18 protein-coding genes and 1 tRNA gene are annotated in these 23,778 nt (G+C 71.9%); 12 read left to right on the forward strand and 7 right to left on the reverse strand.

The features are described from left to right. Window positions 1-508: 508 nt before the first annotated feature. Window positions 509-2,461 (forward strand): APC family permease, encoded by a 1,953-nt coding sequence (locus tag AB0E24_RS27630; RefSeq protein ID WP_147968272.1) that lies wholly within the window; start codon window positions 509-511, stop codon window positions 2,459-2,461. Between the two features lie 63 nt (window positions 2,462-2,524). On the opposite strand, the gene AB0E24_RS27635 is transcribed toward AB0E24_RS27630, so the two are convergent. Both AB0E24_RS27635 and AB0E24_RS27640 read right to left on the reverse strand, forming a co-directional pair. Further along, window positions 2,525-4,336, reverse strand: coding sequence for a pectate lyase (locus AB0E24_RS27635; protein ID WP_359380921.1), 1,812 nt, complete (start codon window positions 4,334-4,336; stop codon window positions 2,525-2,527). A 404-nt stretch (window positions 4,337-4,740) separates the two neighbouring features. After that, a tRNA-Leu gene (locus tag AB0E24_RS27640) sits at window positions 4,741-4,825 on the reverse strand. Window positions 4,826-5,057: 232 nt separating this feature from the next. Between AB0E24_RS27640 and AB0E24_RS27645 the strand changes: the two genes are divergently transcribed. Then, window positions 5,058-6,395, forward strand: coding sequence for a M20/M25/M40 family metallo-hydrolase (locus AB0E24_RS27645; RefSeq protein WP_069869001.1), 1,338 nt, complete (start codon window positions 5,058-5,060; stop codon window positions 6,393-6,395). Window positions 6,396-6,722: 327 nt separating this feature from the next. Continuing rightward, complete coding sequence (locus AB0E24_RS27650) at window positions 6,723-7,589, forward strand: chaplin family protein (protein WP_359380924.1); 867 nt, start codon at window positions 6,723-6,725, stop codon at window positions 7,587-7,589. A gap of 191 nt (window positions 7,590-7,780) precedes the next feature. Here the strand turns inward: AB0E24_RS27650 and AB0E24_RS27655 are convergent, their stop codons facing one another. After that, on the reverse strand, window positions 7,781-7,969 hold the full coding sequence (locus AB0E24_RS27655; RefSeq protein ID WP_014059547.1) for a DUF5703 family protein: 189 nt from the start codon (window positions 7,967-7,969) through the stop codon (window positions 7,781-7,783). A gap of 47 nt (window positions 7,970-8,016) precedes the next feature. Between AB0E24_RS27655 and AB0E24_RS27660 the strand changes: the two genes are divergently transcribed. Next, window positions 8,017-8,691 carry a hypothetical protein gene (locus AB0E24_RS27660; RefSeq protein WP_079257036.1) on the forward strand — a complete coding sequence of 225 codons (675 nt, stop codon included), beginning with the start codon at window positions 8,017-8,019 and terminating at the stop codon, window positions 8,689-8,691. A gap of 332 nt (window positions 8,692-9,023) precedes the next feature. Here the strand turns inward: AB0E24_RS27660 and AB0E24_RS27665 are convergent, their stop codons facing one another. Next, complete coding sequence (locus AB0E24_RS27665; protein ID WP_435865328.1) at window positions 9,024-11,297, reverse strand: helix-hairpin-helix domain-containing protein; 2,274 nt, start codon at window positions 11,295-11,297, stop codon at window positions 9,024-9,026. A gap of 341 nt (window positions 11,298-11,638) precedes the next feature. Continuing rightward, window positions 11,639-12,619 (reverse strand): aldo/keto reductase, encoded by a 981-nt coding sequence (locus AB0E24_RS27670; protein WP_069869005.1) that lies wholly within the window; start codon window positions 12,617-12,619, stop codon window positions 11,639-11,641. 127 nt (window positions 12,620-12,746) lie between these two features. On the opposite strand from AB0E24_RS27670, the gene AB0E24_RS27675 reads away from it, so the two are divergent. Together AB0E24_RS27675 and AB0E24_RS27680 are read left to right on the forward strand one after the other, a co-directional pair. Then, the gene (locus AB0E24_RS27675; protein WP_069869006.1) at window positions 12,747-13,796 is read left to right on the forward strand and encodes an LLM class F420-dependent oxidoreductase; all 1,050 of its coding nucleotides are present in this window, start codon (window positions 12,747-12,749) and stop codon (window positions 13,794-13,796) included. Window positions 13,797-14,297: 501 nt separating this feature from the next. Next, complete coding sequence (locus AB0E24_RS27680; RefSeq protein WP_359380983.1) at window positions 14,298-15,104, forward strand: ferritin-like domain-containing protein; 807 nt, start codon at window positions 14,298-14,300, stop codon at window positions 15,102-15,104. 130 nt (window positions 15,105-15,234) lie between these two features. Here AB0E24_RS27680 and corA read toward each other — a convergent pair whose 3' ends face one another. Next, window positions 15,235-16,227 carry a magnesium/cobalt transporter CorA gene (gene corA, locus AB0E24_RS27685; RefSeq protein WP_069869007.1) on the reverse strand — a complete coding sequence of 331 codons (993 nt, stop codon included), beginning with the start codon at window positions 16,225-16,227 and terminating at the stop codon, window positions 15,235-15,237. 98 nt (window positions 16,228-16,325) lie between these two features. Here corA and AB0E24_RS27690 point away from each other — a divergent pair, with 98 nt between their 5' ends. From AB0E24_RS27690 to mshC, 4 genes are all read left to right on the forward strand, one after another. Then, window positions 16,326-17,021, forward strand: coding sequence for a histidine phosphatase family protein (locus tag AB0E24_RS27690; RefSeq protein WP_093702684.1), 696 nt, complete (start codon window positions 16,326-16,328; stop codon window positions 17,019-17,021). A gap of 123 nt (window positions 17,022-17,144) precedes the next feature. Beyond that, window positions 17,145-17,735 carry an Rv2134c family protein gene (locus AB0E24_RS27695; protein ID WP_069869009.1) on the forward strand — a complete coding sequence of 197 codons (591 nt, stop codon included), beginning with the start codon at window positions 17,145-17,147 and terminating at the stop codon, window positions 17,733-17,735. Then, the gene (locus tag AB0E24_RS27700) at window positions 17,699-18,631 is read left to right on the forward strand and encodes an Rv2133c family protein (protein ID WP_374342448.1); all 933 of its coding nucleotides are present in this window, start codon (window positions 17,699-17,701) and stop codon (window positions 18,629-18,631) included. The genes AB0E24_RS27695 and AB0E24_RS27700 overlap by 37 nt, the downstream gene beginning before the upstream one ends. 195 nt (window positions 18,632-18,826) lie before the next feature. Continuing rightward, window positions 18,827-20,056 (forward strand): cysteine--1-D-myo-inosityl 2-amino-2-deoxy-alpha-D-glucopyranoside ligase, encoded by a 1,230-nt coding sequence (gene mshC / locus AB0E24_RS27705; protein ID WP_099013154.1) that lies wholly within the window; start codon window positions 18,827-18,829, stop codon window positions 20,054-20,056. A gap of 117 nt (window positions 20,057-20,173) precedes the next feature. Here mshC and AB0E24_RS27710 read toward each other — a convergent pair whose 3' ends face one another. After that, entirely contained in the window at window positions 20,174-21,319 is a 1,146-nt protein-coding gene (locus AB0E24_RS27710) for a PAC2 family protein (protein ID WP_359380938.1), read from the reverse strand. A gap of 218 nt (window positions 21,320-21,537) precedes the next feature. On the opposite strand from AB0E24_RS27710, the gene AB0E24_RS27715 reads away from it, so the two are divergent. Both AB0E24_RS27715 and AB0E24_RS27720 read left to right on the forward strand, forming a co-directional pair. Continuing rightward, window positions 21,538-22,980, forward strand: coding sequence for an enolase C-terminal domain-like protein (locus AB0E24_RS27715; protein WP_435865326.1), 1,443 nt, complete (start codon window positions 21,538-21,540; stop codon window positions 22,978-22,980). Beyond that, the gene (locus tag AB0E24_RS27720) at window positions 22,977-23,753 is read left to right on the forward strand and encodes an SDR family NAD(P)-dependent oxidoreductase (RefSeq protein ID WP_069869013.1); all 777 of its coding nucleotides are present in this window, start codon (window positions 22,977-22,979) and stop codon (window positions 23,751-23,753) included. The genes AB0E24_RS27715 and AB0E24_RS27720 overlap by 4 nt, the downstream gene beginning before the upstream one ends. Window positions 23,754-23,778: the final 25 nt, after the last annotated feature.

The following is a 23,778-nucleotide window of genomic DNA, read 5'->3' on the forward strand; positions in this document are numbered from 1 at the left end:
GGCGATGCGCGCCCCTTTGACGCGCCTCTTACGGACTCCGCGGAGGGCCTCGACGTTCTGCCGGTGGTTGCGGTCGCGGCCGTCGCCCGGGACACGGTCTTGACGCGGCCGGGCGAGGTCGGGCGGGTCGGGCGCGGCCGGGCGGGCCGGGTGCGGCCACCTTCCCCGGCCACCTTCCGGCCACGCTCCCGCCCGCTTTCCCGTCACCTTCGTGCGAGTTGTCCAGAGGGTGCCGTAGGAGATGCTCAGGAGGCGCCGTACGGGATAACGCTGAGTGTCCGCCCCGGTCCCCTCGGCCACGCCCGCCCCCACCGTGACCTCATTCACGGCCGTAGGCGGCGGACCTGCCCTCTTGGTGCACCGCCGGCACCCGCCCCGGCGCTCTTAACGGAGTCTTGACGCCCGCGAGGCGTCTTTTCGAGGGCCAGAACATCACTCTCCGCTACGCTGGTGCGGCCGTCCGTGTGATGGCCGGAACCGCACGCCGAGCCACGGCAGGAGCACATCGATGGTCACCACCGAGGGCCCACCGCGTCGTCTGCGTGCGTGGATGCTGGAGGGTCTGTCCGATATGGGCAGGACGGGCGGCCACACCGGTCCACACGCCGAGCCGAAGCCCGCGCACAAGGGCCAGCCATGGTGGCGCGTGATGTGCCTGACCGGCGTCGACTACTTCTCCACCCTCGGCTACCAGCCGGGCATCGCCGCCCTCGCGGCCGGACTGCTGTCGCCCATCGCGACCATCGTCCTGGTGGTGGTCACCCTGGCGGGCGCCCTGCCGGTGTACCGGCGGGTGGCCGAGGAGAGCCCCCGGGGCGAGGGCTCGATCGCGATGCTGGAGCGGCTGCTGTCCTTCTGGAAGGGCAAGCTGTTCGTACTGACCCTGCTCGGCTTCGCGGCCACCGACTTCCTGGTCACCATCACCCTCTCGGCCGCCGACGCCTCCACCCACCTGGTGGAGAACCCCCATCTGACCAGCACCCTCCATGGCCATCAGATGCTGATCACCCTGCTTCTGGTCGCCCTGCTCGGCGCGGTGTTCCTCAAGGGCTTCCTGGAGGCGATCGGGGTGGCGGTCGCGCTGGTCGGCGTCTACCTCGCGCTGAACGCCGTGGTGGTCGTCGTCGGCCTGTGGCATGTGGCCACCGCGGGCCATGTGGTCACCGACTGGTCCGCCGCCCTGACCGCCGAGCACGGGAACGCCCTCGCCATGGTCGGCGTGGCCCTGGTCGTCTTCCCCAAACTCGCTCTCGGCCTCTCCGGCTTCGAAACCGGCGTCGCGGTGATGCCGCACGTCAAGGGGGACGACAGCGACAGCGAGGAGAAGCCCGCCGGGCGGATCCGGAACACCAAGAAACTGCTGACGGCCGCCGCCGCCATCATGAGCGTCTTCCTGATCACGACCAGCTTCATCACCACGCTCCTGATCCCGGAGAAGGAGTTCGAGGCGGGCGGCAAGGCCAACGGCCGGGCGCTGGCGTACCTCGCCCACGAGTACCTCGGCGGTGCCTTCGGCACGATCTACGACGTCTCGACGATCGCCATCCTGTGGTTCGCCGGCGCGTCCGCGATGGCGGGTCTGCTGAACCTGATGCCGCGCTATCTGCCGCGCTACGGCATGGCCCCGCACTGGGCCCGCGCCGTACGCCCCATGGTCATCGTGTTCACCCTCATCGGCTTCCTGGTCACCTGGATCTTCGACGCCGATGTCGACGCCCAGGGCGGGGCCTACGCCACCGGGGTGCTGGTGCTGATCAGCTCCGCGGCGATCGCGGTGACCATCGCGGCGCGCAAGGCCGGGCAGCGTAAGTGGACGATCGCGTTCGCGGTGATAGCCGCGGTGTTCCTCTATACGACGGTCGTCAACGTCATCGAGCGTCCCGACGGTGTGAAGATCGGCGCCTGCTTCATCGCGGGCATCATCCTGGTCTCCCTGCTGTCCCGGCTGGCCCGTGCCTTCGAACTGCGTGTGACCAGCGTGACGCTGGACCCCATGGCGGAACGCTTCGTCAGGGATATCGCCAGCCGCAAGATCCGGTTCATCGCCAATGAGCCCGACCGGCGCGACCGGGCCGAGTACCGCGACAAGGTCGATCAGATCCGCGCCGACAACGATCTGCCGGAGCAGGAGGACTTCGTCTTCGTGGAGGTGACGGTCACCGACCCCTCCGAGTTCGAGGCGAGCCTGACCGTACGCGGCGAGGTCCTCCACGGCCGCTACCGCGTGCTCACCCTGGAGTCCTCCTCCATCCCCAACGCCCTGGCCGCGCTGCTCCTCCACGTCCGCGAGACGACGGGCCGCACCCCGCACATCTACTTCGAGTGGACCGAGGGCAACCCCTTCGCCAACTTCCTGCGCTTCTTCCTCTTCGGCCAGGGAGAGGTGGCCCCGGTCACCCGCGAGGTCCTGCGCGGCGCCGAACCCGACCGCACCCGCCGCCCGCGCGTCCACACCGCCTGAGCGGGCCGAGCGGCCCCACGGCGATGCCGCCCCTCGCTCGGTCGGCGGCGTGCGCGATCCGGCTCAGCCCGCGGGCTGAGCCACGTAGCCGATCAGTTTGGCCATGTTGGCCACGTAGGCCGCGGAGCTGATGCCCAGCGGTGCCTCCCGCGGCTGGTACGGCGGCTCGGCCGGCGGATCCTGGGGGTTGTACGGCGAGGTGTCCCGGAGATCGCCGACGTTCTTGCTCATATACGCCTTTCCGTCGTACGGCTTCCTGGCGCCGGGCCCCTCGTAGGGGTTGGTCACCGCGTCCAGCCGGGTCAGCCAGTGGTCCCGATCGCCGAGTCCGGCCACCAGAGCGGCCGCCTCGGCGTCCGACACCACCGGCAGCGGGAGAGGCGCGTCGCGCAGCAGGTCGGACAGCTGGATGTCGCGCGGGGAGAAGTAAGGGGGCAGCGGGATCGGCGCATCGCTGACGAGGGGCGAGCGGGCGCGCATCTTGGCCACCTCGGCCGGTGTCATGGAGGCCAGTTGCCCGTATTCGTCGCGCAGTCCCTCGACGTCGACGGAGCGGCCCGCGGAGTAGTGGCTCAGGGTCCCGCGGTGGTCGTAGTCGTGGTAATAGGCGCCGTTGCGGATGTTGGATCCGAAGCGATGGACGAAGCGCGCGCGATTGGTGCCCAGTTCGACGAAGGTCGGGTGGGTACGTCCGGCCAGCAGCGGGTTCTCGGCGATCTGGCGCTCGGTCAGCCGACAGCTGTCCAGCCAGTCCAGCGCTTCCGGGACGCGGCTGAGGTACTTGCGGTCGCCGGACAGCCGGAAGTAGTGGAACAACTGCTGGATGTTGGTCTGGGTGGTGTGCGTGGTCAGCGCGCGCGGTTCGTAGGAGCGGGCACCGGCGGGCGCTCCGGCCGGCCTGCCGTGCTTGGCGCGTGAGAGATGTTGCAGTCCCCAGCCGGCCTGCGGCCCCGGCTGATGCATCCGGCGCAGGCACTCCATGGCCCGCCGGACGGGAGCGATCAGATCGCGTCGGCCCAGAGCGGAGACGCACATCAGCAGGAACTTGATGTTCTCGCCGAGCACATCGTCGTTGAAGGTGACGTGCTGGGTGTAGTCGCCGTCCTCCATGCCGTGCGTCACGTCGTCGGGGAGCCACGAGGGCCGCCGTTCGGGCCACGGCATCCTGCTGACCGAGCCGTGGTACGCGGGGAAGCGCTGCGGCCAGCCGCCGTCGGCGACACCGGTGCCGAACTGGGCGGCCAGCACGAAACCGATCGCGCGGTCCAGGGCCTTTTCGAACCGCCGATCGCCGCGCTCCACGTACAGCCGCAGGATCAATTGGGCGGCGGCTGAAGTGCCCGCGTCGTCGAAAGTGGCGTTCCCGTAGTAGTGCTGGAACTCCTCCAGCCGCCAGCCGTTGGCACCGATCGTCTCGTACCAGTCCTCGAGGGACTTCCCGCCGGCGAAGTCATGGATGTAGTTCCAGCCGCCGACCGGCAGTTGGGCGTCCATGAGGGCGAGTCCGGTGCGCTCTGCGGCCCGGTAGAACACCTCGTGACCGGTGGCGTGGTAGGCGTCGAGCATGCTGTGCCCGACGGACGGGGTACCGGGCGGCTGGACCCAGCACATGGTGCGCTTGGCCTCCATCTCGCCCCATGTCACCGAGAGGTCGGGCAGATAGTTCCAGACGTAGCCGCCCCGGTAGGAGACGGTGCCGTCCATGTACGCGGCGGCTCTGCTCATGGCGCGGATCGTCTCGGTCCGCTGATCGGCGCCGGTCCGGGCGGTGCCGGGGGACGACGCCGCGGCCGCTCCCGGATGGGTCACGGCGGGCATGGCGAGCAGCGGGGTGACGGCGAGTCGACTGAACGTGCGACGGCCCAAGTTCTTCATGACGAAGTGCCTTCCTCACGTACGCGTAGTCCGAAAGGTGGGCGCGGCTGCGGCCGGACAGCGGCCGCACACCGCTGTGCCGTCCTCGCAGCACGAGCGCCCGGTCCACCGACATGAACACGGACGCCTCATTGTCCGGGTGGACGCTAGTGGTTACCTCATCTGACGAACAAGTATGTGGACGCCATTTTGATTCAGGAATTCGCGCCGGACCGGTACGAGCGCCGTCCGGCGCCACTCCCGGCGCACCAGCTGCCGGTGCCGGGTCAGCGGTGTGCCCGGGGTGACCAGCCGATCACGGCGTGGGGCGGAGGGCAGGTGCCACGCGAGGGCGGAGAGCACAAAGTGCTGGCCGAGAGAAAACTCGACCAGCACTATCAGGAAGCCTGTGGGCTATCAGTATGTGTCCGAGGGGGGACTTGAACCCCCACGCCCGATAAAGGGCACTAGCACCTCAAGCTAGCGCGTCTGCCATTCCGCCACCCGGACCAGGTGTTTGTCGGCCGACCCGTGGCCGTTCCGACATGGAAAACCATAGCAAACTTCGGGACGTGCTCGATCACGGCCGATCGCGCCCCGGGCGGCCGGACCGTGTGACGGGGGCATGACGGCGGTATTGCCGCCTTGGGCTGGGCGGGCGAGCGGAGGAGTATGGGCGGGTGACCCCTGTCGTGGGCCCGTACCTGGGCGTTCCGCGGCAGCGCAACAACGAGGAGGCATCGTGAGTGAGTCGCTTTCGGGCGCGACGACGACCGGAACGGTCAGGGGCGAGGACGAGGTGGTCGACCTCTGCCGTGACCTGATCCGGATCGACACCAGTAACTATGGCGACCACTCCGGCCCCGGTGAGCGCGCGGCCGCCGAGTACGTCGCCGAGAAGCTGGCCGAGGTGGGGCTCGAACCGAAGATCTTCGAGTCGCACAAGGGCAGGGCGTCGACCGTGGCACGCATCGAGGGGGAGGATCCGTCCCGCCCCGCGCTGCTCATCCACGGCCACACCGACGTCGTACCGGCCAATGCCGAGGACTGGACCCACCACCCCTTCTCCGGCGAGATCGCGGACGACTGCGTCTGGGGCCGGGGCGCGGTGGACATGAAGGACATGGACGCGATGACGCTCGCGGTCGTACGGGACCGGCTGCGCAGCGGCCGTAAGCCCCCGCGCGACATCGTGCTGGCCTTCCTCGCCGACGAGGAGGCGGGCGGGGTCTACGGGGCCAGGCACCTGGTCGACAACCACCCCGGTCTCTTCGAGGGCGTGACGGAGGCGATCGGCGAGGTCGGCGGCTTCTCCTTCACCGTCAATGAGCAACTGCGGCTCTATCTGATCGAGACCGCGCAGAAGGGCATGCACTGGATGCGGCTCACGGTGGACGGCACCGCGGGGCACGGCTCGATGACCAACAACGACAACGCCATCACCGAGCTGAGCGAGGCGGTCGGGCGGCTCGGGCGCCACAAGTTCCCGGTGCGGGTCACCAAGACCGTACGGTCCTTCCTGGACGAGCTGTCCGATGCGCTCGGCACCCCGCTCGACCCGGAGAACATGGACGAGACGCTCGCCAAACTGGGTGGCATCGCCAAGATCATCGGGGCCACGCTCCAGAACACCGCCGCGCCGACCATGCTCAACGCCGGCTACAAGGTCAATGTCATTCCGGGGCAGGCCACGGCGCATGTGGACGGGCGCTTCCTGCCCGGGTTGGAGGACGAGTTCCTGGCCGACCTCGACCGCATCCTCGGCCCCCGGGTCAAGCGGGAGGACGTGCACGCGGACAAGGCGCTGGAGACCAGCTTCGACGGGGCCCTGGTCGACGCCATGCAGTCGGCGCTGAAGGCCGAGGACCCGATCGCCCGCGCCGTGCCGTACTGCCTCTCGGGCGGTACGGACGCGAAGTCCTTCGACGACCTCGGCATCCGCTGCTTCGGCTTCGCGCCGCTGCGGCTGCCCCCCGAGCTGGACTTCGCCGGGATGTTCCACGGGGTCGACGAGCGGGTGCCGGTGGACGGGCTGAAGTTCGGCGTGCGAGTGCTGGACCGGTTCCTGGATGCCTGCTGAGGGCCGCCCGATCGGCCTAATCGATCACACATACCGACGGAACCAAAAAGGGTGAATGGTGTCGTAGCTTGATAGCTTGATTGCTCCCTCCTCGTTACATGGGGTGTGCGGCCCGTAACCGGGCCGCGATGCCGACAAGGGGGTGGTGCAGTGCCCCGCCTTCGGCAACTACCGCATCGATCACGTGACATCGGGTCACGGTCCACCGGGGTGTGATCCCGGGCGGTCTCGGAGTGTGCGCGCTCCGGGGCGCCCGGGGATGGGGGTGCGGGCGAGATCGCCCGCGCGCGCTCCGGCCGGGACGGAAGGCTAGGGGAGCAGAAAGTTATGCGACAGGTTGCGAAAAAGGGCCTGATCACCGTAGCCGCTGCGAGCGGCGTTCTCGCCGTGACCGGCGGTTATGCCCAGGCGGCGGGTTCGGGCGCCGACGGCGGTGCCATGTACTCGCCGGGCATCGTCTCGGGCAACAACATCCAGGCCCCGGTGCATGTGCCGGTGAACCTGTGCGGAAACACCGTGAGCGTCATCGGCGTCCTCAACGGTGCCGGCGGTGGGCAGTGCGGCGGCGGCTCGGGCGACTCGTCCGGCGGCGGTGCGCAGTCCGGGGGCTCGCAGGCGCAGGGCGTCGCCAGTGGCTCGTCCGGGATCGGCTCCGGCAACAACATCCAGGCCCCGATCGGCGTTCCGGTCAATGTGTGCGGGAACAACATCAGCGCGGTCGGGTTCGGCAACAGCAGCGACGGCGGCGAGTGCGGCGAGACGGTTCCGGCCGTGCCGGAGAACCCGAGTGAGCCGGGCAACCCGGGGGAGCCTGGGAACCCCGGTGAGCCGGGAGAGCCCGGGAACCCTGGTAACCCCGGTCAGCCGGGGAACCCGGGCAACCCCGGGAACCCCGGTGAGCCTGGGAATCCGGGCAACCCAGGGAACCCTGGCAACCCGGGTCAGCCCGGCAACCCCGGGAACCCCGGGGGTTCGAACCCCGGCGGTGGCTCGAACCAGCCCGGACACTCCTCGCCGGGGCACCAGACCGAGCACACGGGGGTCCACGGTGTCGACCCGTCCGCGAACCTCGGCGGCAAGGAGCAGCTGGCGCAGACCGGCGCCGGCCCCGTCGCGCTGGCCATTCCGGCCGCCGCGGGCATGCTGCTCGCGGGCACCGTGCTCTACCGCAGGGCCCGCGCCGCGCAGCACTGATCGCGTACCGAGCACCTACCGATCACGTCTGATCACGTCAAGCGCTGACATGCGCTGACAGGTGTCGTGCGGTGGTGGTCACGCACTACACACCGCGCATCACACATCGGATCCCATACGCCGGGTGATGGTGGCGTCACTCACGGCGGGCTCCGCGCCAAGCGGGGCCCGCTCCGTGTTGTCCCGGCCCGCTACCAGGTGGCCCGGAGCTGGCGGATGATCCGGCGCCGCAATCGCACTCTGCGGCTGCCGTCGGGGTTGAGTCTCAAGCGATCCAACTCCCAGTGTCCGTACTCGGCATGGTCGGTGAGCAGGCGGGTAGTGGCCTTGCGGGAAACGCCCCGCGGCACATACACATCACAGAATTCGTATTCCGGCATCGCATCTATTGTGCGGGAACTGCCCTGCTACGGATAGCGTCTGCACTATGTCTGATGCTGCGCAGCCATCCGCTGCCGAGGTACGTGCCGCCGCTGAAGCGGTGAAAGCCGCACTGGATCGTCACCTCGACGCTGTCGAACGCCGCTCGGGGGAAGGCGATCCGGCCGTCTACGCCGCGTTCAACGAACTGGCCGCGGCAGCCGAGGTCTACGACGAGCTGCTCTATGACGCCTACGACGAGGTGACGCCCTTCGAGATCCCTGGTGATGACCGCCTGCCCGCCTATGCCGGGCCGGAGGAGCCCAGCGCGCTGAGCGTGCTGATCCGCAGGGACTATGTCGTCGCCGAACCGCAGCGACTGCTCTCGCAGGCGCAGCGGATCGCCGACCTGGATCCGGACATCGACACGGGGAACGGCAGGGAAGGCGGCGGGGCGGCCGCCGGGGAGAGTGTGCACACCGCCCTGGGGGTGGTGTTCGGCGAGTTCGAGCCGGATGAGATCGCCTCTCGGCACAAGGAGTTCGGCCTGGAGGAGGGTGATTCCACGCTCTGGGTGGTGGCGGCCGAGGAGCCCCCGGAGCCGGGGGAGTGGCTCTCCGCCCCCTTCGATCAGGCGGATCCGCATATGGTCGTGTGCCGCTTCGACATGAGCTCGGTCTTCGACGAGGAGCTCGAAGACGAAGACGAGGACGATCTGGAGGTCCTGGAACCGGGCAGCTGAACCCCGCGGCCCTGGGCTTCGGGGTTCCGGGCGGCTCTGGATCGCGCGGCTCCAGGGCACCCGGTCGTGGCGACGCTCGGCCCGGGGCGTTGACTCCGGGCCGTTCGGCCTCGGCCAGCTCGGCCCTGGTTCGCCCGGGTCCGGGCTGTCTGGCCCCGGGTTGCTCGGCTCGGGATTGTTCGGCTCCGGGCCACGCGGTCCCGATTCACCTGGCCGGATTCGCCCGGCTCGAATCGTGCTGGCCCCGGACGGCCGGTCTTGCGGCCGGGGGTCCGGGGGCGTGGCGTGTCGGGGGTCCTGGCGGCCCGCTCCGGGCTGGCGCGGGCCGAACGTCAGTCCGTGGGGGCGGTCGGGGCCTGGGCCTGGAGCAGGGCGCGGAGGCGGGTGGTGCGGTCCTTGAACGGGATCTCCGCCACTGCCTTCGGCAGCGCCGACTCCGCGCCGTGCACCACCGACAGATGGCGCTCACCGCGGCCGAAGGCCGTGTAGACCCAGGCTCGGGTCAGCCCCGCGGTGGCGTCGCCCGGCAGCACCACCACGGCTGCGGGCCAGCGCGCTCCGGCCGCCTGGTGCGCGGTGAGGGCCCAGCCGTGCCGCACCAGCTCGCCGACCTCCTCGCGCACCACCACGACCGGCGTGCCCGCGCAGTCCAGACGCAGCCCCTCGGCGTCCGCCGAGACCACGGTGCCGGGCACCGTACGGCCCGGGGCCGGGGAGTACGCCACGCGGTCGCCCGGGTCGAAGCCGCCGAACCGGCCGGGGCCGGGGTTGAGGCGGTCCTTCAGCGCCGCGTTGAGCGCGCGGGTGCCGGCCGCGCCGCCGTGGCCAGGGGTGATCACCTGGGTCTGCTCAGGCGGGATGCCGATCGCACGGGGCACCGAGTCGGCGACGAGCTGCACGGTGCGGTGCACCGCCTCGCCCGCGTCCCGCACGGGCACGATCACGACCTCCTTGCCGGGCGCCTCCACCTGGTTGAGCTCGCCGATCCCGATCCCCGAGATCAACTCGCCGATGGGGCCCGGGTCGGGGGTGCGCGAGACGACCTGCGGGCAGCGGCGGGCCGCCACCAGGTCCGCGAAGACCCGGCCGGGACCGGCCGACCACAGCACCCCGGGGTCCCCGCTCAGCACCAGCCGGGCGCCGTCCGGCAGCGACTCGACGAGCATCGCGGCCGTTTCCACATCGAGCTGCGGGGCGTCCAGCACGGCGAGCAGATCGAGCGCCAGCGTCCCCTCCTCGTCGCGCCCGGGGCCCTCGGCGTCGGCCAGCAGCCCGGCGACGGTGACGGCCGCCGAGGCGGTCTCCGGATCGGCGTCCGGGCCGGTGTCCGGGTCGGAGTCGGGGGCGGCGCTACGGCCGCCGCTCGCGGCCTCGCTCAGTGAGGCCGCCAGCCGCCGTCTGCCGTCCTCGCTGTGCGCGGCCACGTAGGCCCGCAGGCCCATGGCGCGGGCCGCGGCGACCAGCGCCACCGGCTCGGCCCGCGCCGCCTCGCCACCGCTGTGGGCGACCAGCCCGTGGGCCGCGGCGGTACGGATGAGCTCCGCGGCGGATGCGGTCGGCGCGGCGGCGGCCGCGCTCTCCCACCCGGGCGCGCCGGGGTCGCCCGCGGGCGCCTCGTCGTCCGCCGCGCCGCCCTGTGGCGAGGCGAAGGTGCTCGCCAGCCGCGCGAGGCTGTCGGCCAGGCTCTCCTCGGCCAGGGCATAGCGGTCCAGCCCCAGCAGCACCCGCACCGGCTGCTCGGCCTCCTCGTCCTCGGCCGCGCGGGGACGGGCCCCCGGCGCGGCGTCGAGCGCGTCCTGGAAGACTAGGACCACGCCCTCCGCGATCGCGGTGCGCAGTGCCTCGTCCGGGTCCGGCACGGACGCCTTGGCGAGCGCCTCGCGCAGCGCGGACGACTCCAGCGCGGTGTGCCCCTCGAGGGCGGCGCGCTCCAGCAGCCAGCCGGTGAGCGCCAGCGCGCGGCGCTCGTCGCCGGGCTCGCAGTCCGGGCCGAGGAGGGCGCGGGCGAATCCGTCCGCCTGGTCGGGGCGTACGCCGGGTACGGCCAGCAGCTGCCAGGGATCTTCGCGCAGCGCCTCGGCGGCGCGCTCCCCGAGGACTTCGGCGACCCGCCCGGCCAGGGTCTCGGGCGCTCCGCCCGCCGCGAGCACCTGCCGGACGTCGCCGCTGCCGGGGATCTCGCCCCCCGGCCCGGGCGCCGGACGGGCCGACGGCGGGCGCACGGGAGCGGGCGCGGAGGCGGGCGCCGCCGCACGGGCCCGCTCGCGCGCGGGGGCCGCGGGCGCCGCCGGACGCGGTGCCGGGGCGTCGTTGAAGAACGACGCCGCCGACCGCTCGCCGCTCTCCACGGCCCGCACGGCCGCGGCCAACGCCTCGGCCGCCGCCGACCGCCGCCCCTGCCCACCCTGAACGCCGCGGGTGCCCGCCTCGGCGGGGGCTTGGGCGTCGCGCGGCTCACCTGGTGCGGCAGGCGCAGAACCACCGGGGCCCATGCCGGTGCCCGCCTCGGCCGGGCGCTCTTCCGCGTCTCCGGCGCCGCCCGGATTCACCCCTGGGCCGCCGGATGTGCCGCCGTGCCCGGCTGACGGGGCCTGCGCACCCGTCACGGGGCCGTCGGCCTCGTCCGTGGAGGACTGGTCGCTGTGGTCTCCGCCGGCGGTGAGCCCCACGGCCCCGTCCCGCTCGGCGGCCACCGCCCCCGTATCGTCGCGATCCGCCCCCGCAGGGGCGCCCCCCGCGCCCGGCTCGCCGTGGTCGCCGTCCGGGGCGCGCTCCGGGTCCACGACGGCACCGGTGCGGTCCGGGTCCGCCCCGGCGGCGGGCTCGCCGGGGCCGCCCTGCTCCGGGGCTCCGGGCTCACCCGGTGCCGCCGGCTCCGCCGACGCTTGGGGCTTCGGGTCGGCCTCCTCGGGCGCGGATGCGGCCTCGCCGGCGAGGCGGTCGGTAGTCACAGCGTGCTCCAGTCCTGATCGGGATAGCGGTGCACGGGCGCCGACACATCGTCGAGCGCCTGGCAGATCTCGTCCGGAAGACTAAGGCTCTCCGCCGACAACGCCGCCCTCAGCTGCTGTGCGTTGCGCGCGCCGACGATCGGGGCGGTGACGCCCGGGCGGTCGCGGACCCAGGCCAGGGCCACGTTGAGCGCGGTGGTCGCCAGGCCGTCGGCGGCTATGGCGACCGCCTCGACGATCCGGCTCGCCTCCTCGTCCAGATACGGCGCGACGAAGGCCGCGAGCTCGGAGGCACCGCGCGAGTCGGCGGGCGTCGTGTGGCGGTACTTGCCGGTGAGCACACCGCGGCCCAGCGGCGAGGACGGCAGCAGCCCGACGCCCAGATCGAGGGCGGCGGGCAGCACCTCGCGCTCCACCCCGCGCTGGAGCAGCGAATACTCCATCTGGGTGCTGGCCAGCCGGGTGTGCGCACCCGAGGAGGCCAGCTGCCAGGTGGCGGCCTTCGCCAGCTGCCAGCCGCTGAAGTTGGACACCCCCACATAGCGGGCCCGTCCGCTGCTCACCGCGATGTCGAGCGCCTGCAAGGTCTCCTCGATCGGGGTGAACGGATCGAAGGCGTGCACCTGCCACAGGTCGACATAGTCCGTGCCCAGCCGCTCCAGGGAGGCGTCCAGCGCGGCCAGGAGATGGCCGCGCGAGGTGTCGAAGCGTCGGTCGGGGTCGGGCACGCTGCCGGCCTTCGTGGCGATCTGGAGATCGCGCCGGGGCAGCAGCCCCTCCAGCAACTGCCCCAGGAGGTATTCGGCGCCGCCGTCCGCGTACACATCCGCGGTGTCGACAAGTGTCCCTCCCGCTTCCCAGAACGCCTTGATCTGATCCGCGGCGTCGTGTTCGTCAGTGTCCCGCCCCCAAGTGAGTGTGCCGAGCCCGAGCCGGGAGACGCGCAGACCCGTGCGGCCGAGGTGCCTTAGCTCCATGAACGTCGAGATTACTGGCCGGATTGCGCCGCGTGGGTGCCTGTGGATAACCCACCCCTGACGCATCCCGGCGATGCGCGCTAGAGTCCCCGGAACAGCGACGTTACTGATCAGTAAGGGGTGCGGTATGAGGCTCGGCATCAACCTCGGCTACTGGGGCGCCGGAATGGACGCGGACAACCTCGCGGTCGCCCGCGAGGCCGACCGGCTCGGCTATGCCGTCTGTTGGGCCGCCGAAGCCTACGGTTCGGACGCCGCCACGGTGCTCGCGTGGGTCGCCGCGCAGACCGAGCGCATCGACGTCGGCTCCGCGATCTTCCAGATCCCGGCCCGTACCCCCGCCATGACGGCGATGACCGCGGCCACCCTCGACACCCTCTCCGGCGGCCGCTTCCGCCTCGGGCTCGGCGTCTCCGGTCCCCAGGTGTCCGAGGGCTGGTACGGGGTGCGGTTCGACAAGCCGCTCGCCCGCACCCGCGAGTACGTGGAGATCATCCGCAAGGCGATGTCGCGCGAGCGGCTGAGCCACGAGGGCCAGAACTGGACGCTGCCGCTGCCCGACGGCCCCGGCAAGCCCCTCAAGCTCACCGTGCACCCGGTCCGGGAGTACATCCCGCTCTACATCGCGGCCATCGGCCCGAAGAACCTGGAGCAGACCGGCGAGATCGCCGACGGCGCCCTGGTCCTGTTCTACGCGCCCGAGCACGCCGAGGCGACCACCCTCGGCTCGCTGCGCGCGGGCCGGGCGAAGGTGGGCAAGGACCTCGAGGGCTTCGACGTGGTGCCCACCGTCCCGATGGCCCTCGGCGACGACGTCCGCGCCCTCGCCGACCAGTTCCGCCCGTACACCGCGCTCTACGTGGGCGGTATGGGCAGCGCCAAGCAGAACTTCTACAACAAGCTCGCGCAGCGCCTGGGATACGAGAAGGAGGCCGCCGAGATCCAGGAGAAGTACCTCTCCGGGGACAAGGAGGGTGCCGCCGCGGCCGTGCCGCACGACCTGATCGACTCCACCGCGCTGCTCGGCCCCGTCGAGCGCATCGCCGACCGTATGCAGGCGTACGCGGAGGCCGGGGTCACCACCCTGTCGCTCACGCCCTCGGGGTTCACGCTGGAGGAGCGGCTCGCGGGGCTGCGGGCGGGCGTCGAGGCCCTGGAGCGGGCGGGGCTCGCCTAAGGGCTCGCGCAAGCGCCGCGACGAGTGCCGGGTCACGAGCGCCGCGACGAGTGCCGGGTCACGAGCCGCCACGAGTGCCGGGCCACAAACGCCGCGATACGAAGGCCGGGGGCGCCCCGCTCGCGTCAGGACCGACCGGGGCGCTCAGCTCGCGTCAGGGGCGCGAGAGGCGCCCCAAGGACCCGCGAGGCCGCGACGAAGCCACACAGAGCCGTCTCGAGGGCCCTTGGACAGTCGGCTCGGCGCCGGGCGGGGGAAGTACTGCGGCCGTGGTGGGGGCTCGGGGGTCTTCCCCGCCACGGCCGTCGCCCTGCACAACGCCCACGCCGCCCAGGAGTTACGCGGATGTGGCACCCGCGGGATCGCCCGTTCGGCCGAGCCGGGCGCCCCAGCTGTTGCCGCCGCCCCCGACGGGCCGTTGACTTGTGTTGCGCGGCCCCTGCGCGGATGTCGGCACGGAAGCGCACGGCGGCGCCCGACAAGCGTACGGAGGTGGCGGCGATGCTCTCGGCGAAAAGCGTGTTCCAGGAGATCCTCGACAACGACGAGTCGTTCCGGCTCTTCTGCTCCGTCGCGGCCAGCGGGGAGGCCCAGGGAGGCTGGGAGAACGGCCGGATCGCCGCCCTCGTGCCCGAGAGCCGCCGCGACCTCGCGCCCAAGATCGCCCGCCATGGGACCGACGAGGACAAGCACGGCCGGATCTTCAACGCCCTGCTCCGCAAGCGCGGTCTGGAGCCCATGGAGGTACCGCGCGAGACCGACTACACGATGCTCCTGGAGGCGCGCGGTATCGGCCTCGCCCACGACAAGCTGCGCCGCGACGAGCCGCTCACCGACCACGACATCGTGATCTACCTCGCCCACAGCCGGGTCACCGAACAGCGTGCCGCCGCCCAGATGACGATGTTGTGCAGATACTTCGGCGACCACCCCGACCTCGGCCGCGCGGTGCGCATGATTGCCGACGACGAGGACAACCACCTCGCCTACTGCCATGAGGAGCTGCTGCGCCTGGCCGCCGCCGGGTACGGCCGGACCATCCAGCGGACCCTGCGGGAGAGCGCGCTCGTCGAGATGGGGGTCTACCGGGACGTCAGCCTGGCCGTGATGGCCCGGATGGGACGCGTTCTCGGCTGGTCCAGGGCGAAGTCCGCGCCGCTCGCGGCCGGGATCCGCGCCCTGTACGCGTACGAGCGGCTGGGCGGCTGGCGGCGCATGGTGTCGCTGCGGATGCCCGAGCGGCGGAACGCGCTGGGCGGGCCCGAGCAGAGCGCTTCCGGTGCGCCCGAGGCGCCCGAGTTGGTCTGAGCGCCGGCAAACGTCCCCGGGCGCGCGTGGACCGCCCCCGGGCGCGCGCGGACCGGCCGGTGGCCATGGATTTCCTTCCGAGGCGATGGGCAACGCCCCCGGGCGCGCGCGGACCGGCGCCGGTGCCCCCTCAGAGCCAGCCGCGCCGCTTGAAATAGCGGTACAGCAGGGCGATCACACCGCCCATGAGCACGATCACACCCGGATATCCCCAGGGCTGCTCGAGCTCGGGCATATGCGTGAAGTTCATGCCGTAGATCCCGGCGATCATCGTCGGCACCGCGGCCATGGCCGCCCACGCCGAGATCTTCCGCATGTCGTCGTTCTGCCGCACGCCCATCTGCGCGAGATGGGCGGAGAGGATGTCCGACAGCAGCCGGTCCAGCCCCTCCACATGCTCGTTCACCCGGGTCAGATGGTCGCTGACATCGCGGAAGAACGGCCGGGAGCCCTCGTGTACGAATGGCACTCCGGCGCCGGTGAGCCGCTCCATCGGCTCCGCCAACGGCCCGGCCGAGCGGCGGAATTCCATCACCTCGCGCTTGAAGGCGTAGATCCGCCCGGCGGTGTTCTGCCCTCCGCCCGCGTTGGGGGCGAAGACCTCGGTCTCCAGGACCTCCAGGTCCCCGTGCAGATCGTCGGCCACGTCCAGGTAGTGGTCCACGACCGCGTCGGAGACCGCGTACATCACCGCCGTCGGACCGTGCTGGAGCACCTCGGGCATCTTCTCCAGCCGGTCGCGCACCGAGCCGAGCGGATTGGCCTCGCCGTGCCTTACGGTCACCACGAAGGAGTCACCGACGAAGACCATCAGCTCACCCGTTGTGACGGTGCCGGCCTTGTCGTCGTACTGGACCGGCTTGAGCACCAGGAACAGCGAGTCGTCGTAGACCTCCAGCTTCGGCCTCTGATGGGCGCCCAGAGCGTCCTCCACGGCCAGCGGATGCAGTCCGAACTCGCTGGTGACCAGCTCGAACTCCTTCTCGGTCGGCTCATGCAGCCCGATCCACAAGAAGGCGTCCCCTCTCGCGCGCGCCTCGTCGAGGGCGTCGGAGAAGTCGGCGGGTCCCTCGGTACGGCACCCGTCCCGGTAGATGGCACAGTCCACGATCACGCTGCGCATTGTGCCTCGCGCGATGCCGGTACGCACAGGGGGGCCGTGGTCCGGGATCGGGGCGCAGCATCGCTGAGCGGCGCCGGAAGGGTCGTAGGGTGGCAGCCATGCCCATGCTGATCCTCGTACGGCACGGCCGGTCCACCGCCAACACCGCGGGCGTCCTCGCGGGCTGGACGCCCGGTGTCGCCCTTGATGAGCGCGGCACGGCCCAGGCCGCCGCGCTGCCCGACAGGCTGGCCCGGCTGCCCCTCGCCGCCGCCGTCACCAGTCCGCTCCAGCGATGCCGGGAGACGCTGGCCCCGCTGCTCGCCGCCCGCCCCGAGCTGCCGCTGCACCCCGACGACCGGATCGGGGAGTGCCACTACGGCGACTGGTCGGGCCGAAAGCTGGCCGAGCTGGCCGATGAACCGCTGATGAACATCGTTCAGCAGCATCCGTCCGCCGCCGCGTTCCCCGGCGGCGAATCCCTGCGCGCGATGAACGCACGCGCGGTGGAGGCGGTGCGTGACTGGAACGCCCGGATCGAGCGGGAGCACGGCGCCGACGCGGCCTATCTGATGTGCTCCCACGGGGACATCATCAAGGCGCTGGTCGCGGACGCCCTCGGACTCCATCTCGATCTCTTCCAGCGGATCTCGGTCGAGCCCTGCTCGATCACCGCGATCCGGTACACCCCGACCCGGCCCTTCCTCGTCCGGCTCGGGGACACCGGTGACTTCGCCGGGCTGGCGCCGCGCGAGGAGACCACCGGAGACCGCGGCGGGGACGCGGCGGTGGGCGGCGACGCGGGAGCACCGTGATCGCCGTGCGCAGTAGGGTGGTGCCGCGGTGCCAGGGCGCCGTGACAGCCGTGACCGGGCGGTCGTGACACCCAGTGGTCAGCAGTCAGTCAGCCGAGCAGTCGAACCAAATGGAGCAGGACGTTGTCCCGTCAGGTGTTCCTCTATGACCCGCCGGACCGTTTCGTCGCCGGTACGGTCGGGCTGCCTGGTCGCCGCACCTTTTTCCTTCAGGCGTCCGCCGGCAGCCGGACCACCAGTGTCGCGCTGGAGAAGACGCAGGTCGCCGCGTTGGCCGAGCGGATAGACGAGCTGCTGGACGAGGTGGTGCGGCGTACCGGCGGAAACGCCCCGGTCCCCGCGGTCGCACCGACCGAACTCAGCGACACCGCACCGCTGGAAGCCCCCGTGGAGGAGGAGTTCCGGGTCGGTACCATGGCGCTCGCCTGGGACGGCGAGGAGCAGCGGATGATCGTCGAGGCGCAGGCGCTGGTCGAGCTGGAGGCCGAGTCCGAGGAGGACCTGGCCGAGGCCGAGGAGCGGCTGCTCCAGGACGATGTGAACGGCCCGCCCATGCTGCGGGTGCGGCTCACCGGCACACAGGCGCGCGCGTTCGCCAAGCGCGCCCTGGAGGTCGTCAACGCCGGCCGTCCGCCCTGCCCGCTGTGCAGTCTGCCGCTCGACCCGGAGGGACACGTATGTCCGCGCCAGAACGGATACCGCCGGGGAGCGTGATGCCCTCCCGTCTCCCCCCACCACCCTCAACGGACGCTTCGCGCCTCGTGGCCCCGTCCGAGCTGCTGGCCCTCGGTGAGCTGACGGTGCGCGGCCGGGTCCGGGAGGCGTCCAACGCGGTGCTGTACTGCACGGTCGAGTACGAGGGCCACAGCGCCCCCTGTGTCTACAAGCCGGTGGCCGGGGAGCGGCCGCTGTGGGACTTCCCGGACGGCACGCTCGCCCAGCGCGAGGTCGCGGCGTACGAGATCTCCGAGGCCACCGGCTGGGGCCTGGTGCCGCCCACCGTGCTGCGCGACGGGCCGTACGGGCAGGGGATGTGCCAGCTCTGGATCGAGGTCGAGGTGACCACCGGCGCGGCGGGCGGGGACGCCGATGGGGCGGACGGCGATGAGTCCGGCGAGACCGGGGGAGGGGAGCTGCTCGCGCTCGTCGAGGGCGATGAACCGGGCCCCGGCTGGAAGGCGGTGGGCTATGCCGAGGTGGGCGAGGGGCGGACGGCGCTGCTGGTCCACGCCGACGACGTACGGCTGCGCCGGCTGGCCGTCCTCGACGCGGTGATCAACAACGGCGACCGCAAGGGCGGCCATCTGCTGCCCGCGGCCGGTGGCCGGCTCTATGCGATTGATCACGGAGTGACCTTCAACGCCGACGACAAGCTGCGCACCCTGCTGTGGGGCTGGGCCGGGGATCCGCTGCCGGACGATGTGCTGGAGGTGCTGCGCGGGTTGGCGGACCAGCTGGCCGACGGCGGCCCGCTGAGCGCCCGGCTGGCGAAGCTGATCACCGAGGCCGAGATAGAGGCCCTGCGGGCCCGTGTCGCCACGCTGTTGCGGACCGGGACCCACCCCGAGCCCAGCGGCCAGTGGCCCGCCATCCCCTGGCCGCCGGTCTGAGCGGATGGCCTCCGGCCCGAGCGGACCGGCTCGCTCCGGGTCCGGGCGGGGCTCCCGACGCGTCCCCACCCGGGGTCCGTGGCAGGCGATTGGGGCAGCTCAAGCAGGTTCTGGGCGCTTGCGCAAGACCGCCCATCCGGCCAACACCACTGGTCCGGTTCGTATACGGACGCTGCATCCGGTTACGCTCATTGCATGTATGCCTGGCCCGCTTCTGAGGTTCCCGCCCTGCCCGGCAGTGGCCGCGACCTGAGCATTCACGACACAGCGACCGGGGGACGGATCACCCTGACCCCCGGTCCCGTCGCGCGCATCTACGTCTGCGGGATCACCCCGTACGACGCGACCCACATGGGTCATGCGGCGACCTATAACGCGTTCGACCTCGTTCAGCGCGTATGGCTCGACACCAAGCGCCAGGTGCACTACGTCCAGAACGTCACCGATGTCGACGATCCCCTGCTGGAGCGGGCCCAGGAGAACGGCGACGACTGGACGGCCCTGGCCGAGCGCGAGACCGCCCTCTTCCGCGAGGACATGACGGCCCTGCGGATGCTGCCCCCGCGCCACTACATCGGCGCCGTCGAGGCGATACCGGGGATCGTGCCGCTCGTGGAGCGGCTGCGCGACCTGGGCGCCGCCTATGAACTCGAAGGCGACGTCTACTTCTCCGTGGAGTCCGACCCCTCCTTCGGCTCGGTCAGCCGCCTGGACGCGGAGGCCATGCGGCTGCTGTCCGCCGAGCGCGGCGGCGACCCGGAGCGCCCCGGCAAGAAGAACCCCCTCGACCCCATGCTGTGGATGGCCGCCCGTGCCGGCGAGCCGAGTTGGGACGGCGGATCGCTCGGCTCCGGCCGCCCCGGCTGGCACATCGAATGCGTGGCCATCGCACTCGACCACCTCGGCATGGGCTTCGACGTGCAGGGCGGCGGATCCGATCTCGCCTTCCCGCACCATGAGATGGGCGCCTCGCACGCCCAGGTCCTCACCGGTGAGCGGCCGTTCGCCAAGACGTATGTGCACGCCGGGATGGTGGCGCTGGACGGCGAGAAGATGTCGAAGTCCAAGGGCAACCTGGTCTTCGTCTCGGCGCTGCGCCGCGACGGTGTGGACCCGGCGGCCATACGGCTCGCGCTGCTGGCCCATCACTACCGCTCGGACTGGGAGTGGACGGACGAGGTGCTGCGCGAGGCCGAGGAGCGCCTCGGCCGCTGGCGCGCCGCCGTCTCACGGCCGGACGGGCTCCCGGCCGACGCGCTGGTGGAGGAGATCCGTAAGGCGCTCGCGGACGACCTGGACTCCCCGGCGGCCCTGGCCGCCGTCGACCGCTGGGCCGCCGCGCAGACGGCCACCGGCGGTACGGACGAGGGGGCGCCCGGACTGGTCTCGCGCGCCGTGGACGCGCTGCTGGGCGTGGCCCTCTGACGCGCCGTCGGGCCGTGGCACCGCGGCGGTGAACGCATGAGCCCGCGCCGGGGACCTCCCGGCGCGGGCTCCGCGCTGTTCACCCGTGTGCCCAGGGCCGGGCGGGGCGGTCGTGGCCTACCGGCCGGAGCCGGACCCCTCGTCCCCGTCACCGCCCCGGTCCGTGCCGCCGTCTTCGCGGTGGGAGGCGTCCTGGCCCTCGCCCTCCTGGGCGTCGTCAGGACCCTTGGTCTCGTCCTCGGCGCCGGTGTCCTCGGCGTCGTCCTTGGCCATCTCGTCCTTGGCGGACGGCTTGCGCGGCCGCCCGTGGCCGGTGGAGGGGTCCCGCAGATAGGGGGCGCCCGGACCGCCCGACGTGCCGCCCTCCCGGCCTTCCGCGAGGCCGCCGCTCTCGGTGGCGTGGCCGCCGGGGCCGGGCTGGCCGTCGCGCCGCCGCAAATAGCGCTCGAACTCGCGGGCGATGGCCTCGCCCGACGCCTCGGGCAGCTCGGCGGTGTCCCGCGCCTCCTCCAGTGACTGGACGTACTCGGCGACCTCGCTGTCCTCCGCGGCCAGCTGGTCCACGCCCAGCTGCCAGGCCCGGGAGTCCTCGGTCAGCTCACCGAGGGGGATACGCACCCCGATGAGGTCCTCGAGGCGGTTGAGCAGGGCCAGGGTGGCCTTCGGGTTCGGCGGCTGCGAGACGTAGTGCGGCACGGCCGCCCACAGGCTCACCGCCGGGACTCCGGCGTGGGCGCACGCCTCCTGGAGGACCCCGACGATCCCGGTCGGGCCCTCGTAGCGGGTCTCCTCCAGGTCGAGGCTGCGGGCCAGGTCCGGGTCGGAGGTGACGCCGCTGACCGGCACCGGCCGGGTGTGCGGGGTGTCGCCGAGCAGTGCGCCGAGGATGACGACCATCTCCACGCCCAACTCATGGGCGTAGCCGAGGATCTCGTTGCAGAACGACCGCCAGCGCATGCTCGGCTCGATACCGCGCACCAGCACCAGGTCCCGGGACTGCTCCCCGGTGTCCGCCCGGACCACCGAAAGCCGGGTGGTCGGCCAGGTGATCTTGCGTACACCGCCCTCGAGCGCCACGGTGGGCCGGTTCACCTGGAAGTCGTAGTAGTCCTCCGCGTCGAGCGAGGCGAAGACCTCGCCCTTCCACTCCCGGTCCAGGTGCCCGACCGCGGTCGAGGCGGCGTCTCCGGCGTCGTTCCAGCCCTCGAAGGCACAGATCATGACCGGGTCGATCAGCTCGGGAACCCCCTCAAGCTCGATCACCCAGCGCCTCCTTCCGCCTGGGGCGGACGGATCGGTGCCGCCTCCAGATGCAGTTCCCATTGCGTGCCTCCCAAGCCTACGGCTTTCCATGCCCCCGGCCGCAGCCCCTGTCCAGGAGCACTAAGAGATTCATCCGATCTGTCCTCCGAAAGTTCCGCCACACCTCTGGACGCAACCCTTAGGGCAGCGCTATACATCGGATCATCGCGAAAGGTCCGATGTTCTCTCTCGCGCATCGTTTCAGGGAGCCCCCATTGAGTCAGCGTCCATCCGTCACCGAGCTCGAGGTCCACGACATCCGGTTTCCCACCTCGGAGCAGCTCGACGGCTCGGACGCCATGAACCCGGACCCCGACTACTCCGCCGCCTATGTCGTGCTGCGCACGGACGCGGGGGAGGGGCCGGCGGCGGAGGGGCACGGCTTCGTCTTCACCATCGGCCGCGGCAACGATGTCACCGCGGCCGCCATCCGCTCCCTGCTGCCCCATGTGGTGGGCCGCCCCGCGCCCCTTACGGCCGCCGATCTCGCCGCCCTGCACCGCGAGCTGACCCATGACTCGCAGCTGCGCTGGCTCGGGCCGGAGAAGGGTGTCATGCATATGGCGGCGGGCGCGGTGGTCAACGCCGCCTGGGACCTCGCCGCCCGGCAGGCCGGCAAGCCCCTGTGGCGGTTCCTCGCCGATATGTCCCCCGAGGAACTGGTCGGGCTGGTCGACTTCCGCTACCTCAGCGACGCGCTCACCCGCGACGAGGCGCTCACCATCCTGCGCGCCGCGGAGCCCGGCCGCGCCGAGCGTGCCGCGCTGCTGCGCGAGCGGGGCTACCCCGCCTACACCACCTCGCCCGGCTGGCTCGGCTACTCCGACGAGAAAATGATCAAGCTGGCCCAGGAGGCCGTGGCCGAGGGCTTCGGCCAGATCAAGCTCAAGGTCGGCGGCGATCTCGACGAGGACCTCAGACGGATGCGGCTCGCGCGCGAGGCGGTCGGCCCCGATGTGCGCATCGCCGTGGACGCCAACCAGCGCTGGGACGTGGCGGAGGCGGTGCGCTGGATGAGCGCCCTGGCGCCGTACGACCCGCACTGGATCGAGGAGCCCACCAGCCCGGACGACATCCTCGCCCACGCCGCCATCCGCGCCGGGCAGCCGGTCAAGGTCGCCACCGGCGAGCATGTGGCCAACCGCGTGGTCTTCAAGCAGCTGCTCCAGGCAGAGGCGGTCGACTTCGTCCAGATCGACGCGGCGCGGGTCGCCGGGGTCAACGAGAACCTCGCGATCCTGCTGCTCGCCGCCAAGTACGGACTTCCGGTGTGCCCGCACGCGGGCGGCGTCGGGCTGTGCGAACTCGTCCAGCACCTGGCCATGTTCGACTTCGTGGCCGTCTCGGGCAGCTGGGAGGACCGGGTCATCGAGTATGTCGACCACCTCCACGAGCACTTCGCCGATCCCGTGGTCATCGAGTCGGGCCGCTATCGGGCACCGACCGCGCCGGGCTTCTCCGCCCGTATGTACCCAGAGTCGATCGCCGCCTACCGCTATCCGGACGGGCCCGAATGGCGGGCCCGTATCGCACGGCCCGTACCGGCGTCGTCCGCATCCGCACCGTCCGCATCCGCACCGGCACCGTTCACACCGGCACAGCCTCAGGAGGACCACCAGTGACCACCGGCGACTTCGAAGGGCTGGCCGCGCTCGTCACCGGCGGCGCCTCCGGTATCGGCGCCGCCATCGCCACCACGCTGCGCGACCGGGGCGCGCGGGTGGCCGTGCTCGACCGCGATCCGTCGGGCGCCCCGGACGGCACGCTGCCGCTCAAGGCCGATGTCACCTCCGACGAGGCGATCAGGGGTGCGGTGGCCGCGGCCGTGGCCGAGTTCGGCGCCCTGCACACCGTCGTCGGCAACGCGGGCATCGGCGCGATCGGCAGCGTCGAGGACAACTCCGACGAGGAGTGGCACCGGCTGCTGGACATCAATGTGCTGGGCCTGGTGCGCACCGCGCGGGCCGCGCTGCCCCATCTGCGCGCCGCCGCGGCCGACCGGCCCGGCGCCGTCTCCATCACCCACACCTGCTCGATCGCCGCCACCGCTGGACTGCCGCAGCGCGCCGCCTACAGCGCCAGCAAGGGCGCGGTGCTGTCGCTGACCCTCGCCATGGCCGCGGACCACATCCGTGAGGGGGTGCGCGTCAACTGCGTCAACCCCGGCACCGTGGACACCCCGTGGGTCGGCCGGCTGCTCGGCCAGGCGCCCGACCCGGCGGCCGAGCGCGCCGCCCTGGAGGCCCGTCAGCCCACCGGACGGCTGGTCTCCGCCGACGAGGTGGCCGCCGCCGTCGCCTACCTCGCGAGCCCCGCCGCCGCGGCCGTCACCGGCACCGCGCTGGCCGTCGACGGAGGGATGCAGGGGCTGCGGCCGCGCCCCGCCTCCTCCTGAGGCGACCGCCCCGGGCAGCCGTCCG

This window comes from Streptomyces malaysiensis subsp. malaysiensis (assembly GCF_040653035.1).
In the GTDB taxonomy this organism is placed as follows: Bacteria; Actinomycetota; Actinomycetes; order Streptomycetales; family Streptomycetaceae; genus Streptomyces; species Streptomyces malaysiensis.